At 43.9% G+C, this 2,380-nt stretch carries 1 protein-coding gene and 4 tRNA genes; all 5 read left to right on the top strand.

What is annotated here, in order from left to right; all coding sequences use genetic code 11:
* Positions 1-50 precede the first annotated feature (50 nt).
* The 5 genes from DZ860_RS23645 (at position 51) to DZ860_RS23625 (ending at position 2,375) form a co-directional block, all read left to right on the top strand.
* Positions 51-137: transfer RNA gene (locus DZ860_RS23645), tRNA-Leu, on the top strand.
* Positions 138-166: 29 nt separating this feature from the next.
* Positions 167-240 (top strand) — tRNA-Cys (locus DZ860_RS23640).
* A 25-nt stretch (positions 241-265) separates the two neighbouring features.
* A tRNA-Gly gene (locus DZ860_RS23635) sits at positions 266-341 on the top strand.
* A gap of 407 nt (positions 342-748) precedes the next feature.
* Positions 749-2,068, top strand: a complete 1,320-nt coding sequence (gene brnQ / locus DZ860_RS23630) for a branched-chain amino acid transport system II carrier protein (RefSeq protein WP_120035711.1) — start codon at positions 749-751, stop codon at positions 2,066-2,068.
* A 220-nt stretch (positions 2,069-2,288) separates the two neighbouring features.
* Positions 2,289-2,375: transfer RNA gene (locus tag DZ860_RS23625), tRNA-Leu, on the top strand.
* Positions 2,376-2,380 lie beyond the last annotated feature (5 nt).

Below are 2,380 nucleotides of genomic sequence, written 5' to 3'. Positions count from 1 at the left end.
CCCAAGGCAAAAGCCAAAAGGAACGGTGGTGTCTTCATCGCAATTGCGTTGCCCTGGTGGTGGAATTGGTAGACACAAGGGATTTAAAATCCCTCGGCGTTCGCGCTGTGCCGGTTCAAGTCCGGCCCGGGGCACCATCAATTGAATAAAAAATGAAACACAAAAAGGCGCCTTGGCAGAGTGGCTATGCAGCGGATTGCAAATCCGTGGACCTCGGTTCGACTCCGGGAGGCGCCTCCATTCTCTTCTTAAGAAGATTATGTCTGCGACACTAGCTCAGTTGGTAGAGCGCAACCTTGCCAAGGTTGAGGTCATCGGTTCGAACCCGATGTGTCGCTCCAAATTTTAAGCCCCGACCTATTGGTCGGGGCTTTTTCGTATATAACAGAGTATAGTTTTGCTTGTTTTTTAAGCGGTGATATTTTTATCTGTTAATCGTTTACTTTATAAATTAATACTTATATATTGGTTTGGTTACCACGACAATTAACTAGGACATACTAATGCCTTTCTCTTTAGCCCAACAATTTGCAGCGTTACGCCAAATGATGTTTGGTGCTATGTCGTGTTTAACATCAACAATTTCAGTCGTCGTCCTAGTCATTATTAACTAGGCTGGCGGCCACTTCCGTCAGCTAAGCTGGCGGAAGAGCAACACTACCCATTTTACTTTTCTCCCCCCAGCTAACCTGACGGTCCACAACAAAACGCTATTTAGAGCAAAATCTAATAGCATGAGGGCTGTAGTTTGAAAAATCAAAATTCGCTTGCAATAGGTTTAATGACATTTGCCATGTTTCTTGGGGCAGGGAACATTATTTTTCCTCCTTTTCTTGGCTTAGAGGCGGGTACCCAATATATCCCGGCAATGCTAGGCTTTTTAGTCACTGCTGTTGGTTTACCGGCATTGACACTGATTGTGTTTGGTCGCTTAAGTGATAGCGCACAATTGACTAAAGCACTTCCACGTCCTCTAGCTATCGCTTTTTGGGTTCTATTATTTACGGCCGTTGGGCCTGCTTTTGCTATGCCTAGAGCGGTAACAGTTGCTTATGAGATGGGCCTAAAACCTTTTGTTTCAGGCGACCACTTAATGGCATTTTCAAGCATTTTTGTTCTGGTTACCTTGTTGCTGGCATTTCAGCGTGGCAAGCTTGTGGACTATATTGGTAAGATCATGACGCCATTGCTGGTTCTGATGCTGGCAGCACTCGCGGTAGCGGCTTTTATCACACCGTTAGGTCCTTTAAACATCCCAACGTTAGATTATCAACATAAAGCAGTCACCAGTGGCTTGATTCAAGGCTATATGACTATGGACGCGATCGCTGCTGTTGGCTTTGGCTGGATCATTATTAAAGCGATTCGTGACAAAGGGTGCGAATCTCCTAAAGAGATATTCTCTGCAACGCTAAAAGTTACCTTGGTTTATGCATTTTTGATGTCGGCGTGTTACCTTGCTCTTGCTTATGTAGGCGCGACTTCAGGTTCGATAGCTGAGGGCGTTTCCAATGGTGGAGAGCTATTAACTCGATATGTTGCCGTGGTTTTTGGCCCATTGGGGCAGTACCTACTTGCTGGCATTATAATCATGGCGTGTTTAACGACTACTGTTGGTTTAACTAATGCGTGTGCTGAATATTATCAACAGACGTTTCGTTCGCCTTTTGCAATGACAGCAACCATCGTTGCATTGTTGACCGGCATTATTGCTAATTTTGGTTTAGAACAAATCCTAACGATAAGTTTGCCAGCTATTCTTATTTTGTGCCCAATCGCGATTGCTTTGGTCTTAACCGCATTTGTGCTGCCGACTACAAAGCGTAATTCAGTTTCCTTTGTGACTATTGTTTTCATTAGTTCGGTATTAGGTACAGTTGATGCCTTGAGCATTCTAGGTTTGCTGCCAGAGTCGCTTTCTTCATTATGCGCTAAGTATTTACCACTATTTGATGCCCATGCGAGTTGGTTCGTGCCTGTGATTTTCGCTTTGGTAATTAGTAAATGTTTAAGTACAAAATCAAAAAATCCAGAGGTAGGCCTTGAACAAGCGAGCACGACAAAATAATTGAGTGACTGGAAATCTAGGAAAAAGGTCAGTGAATATGGTGATTTATAGGTTTGATAGTTCGTTTTTGAACGAAAAATATTCGCTTGGATCGGTTTTTAACCGCTTGAATAAATTAGCGTAAATTATTTATTGACTCATTTTTATAATCGAGTAAAGTACGCCTCGTTCCCAAGGCAAAAGCCAAAAGGAACGGTGGTGTCTTCATCGCAATTGCGTTGCCCTGGTGGTGGAATTGGTAGACACAAGGGATTTAAAATCCCTCGGCGTTCGCGCTGTGCCGGTTCAAGTCCGGCCCGGGGCACCATCAAT

This window comes from Vibrio sinensis, assembly GCF_003605645.1.
Lineage (GTDB): Bacteria > Pseudomonadota > Gammaproteobacteria > Enterobacterales > Vibrionaceae > Vibrio > Vibrio sinensis.
Note: the sequence above shows the minus strand (reverse complement) of the source record. Positions and strands in the feature narration are given on the sequence as shown.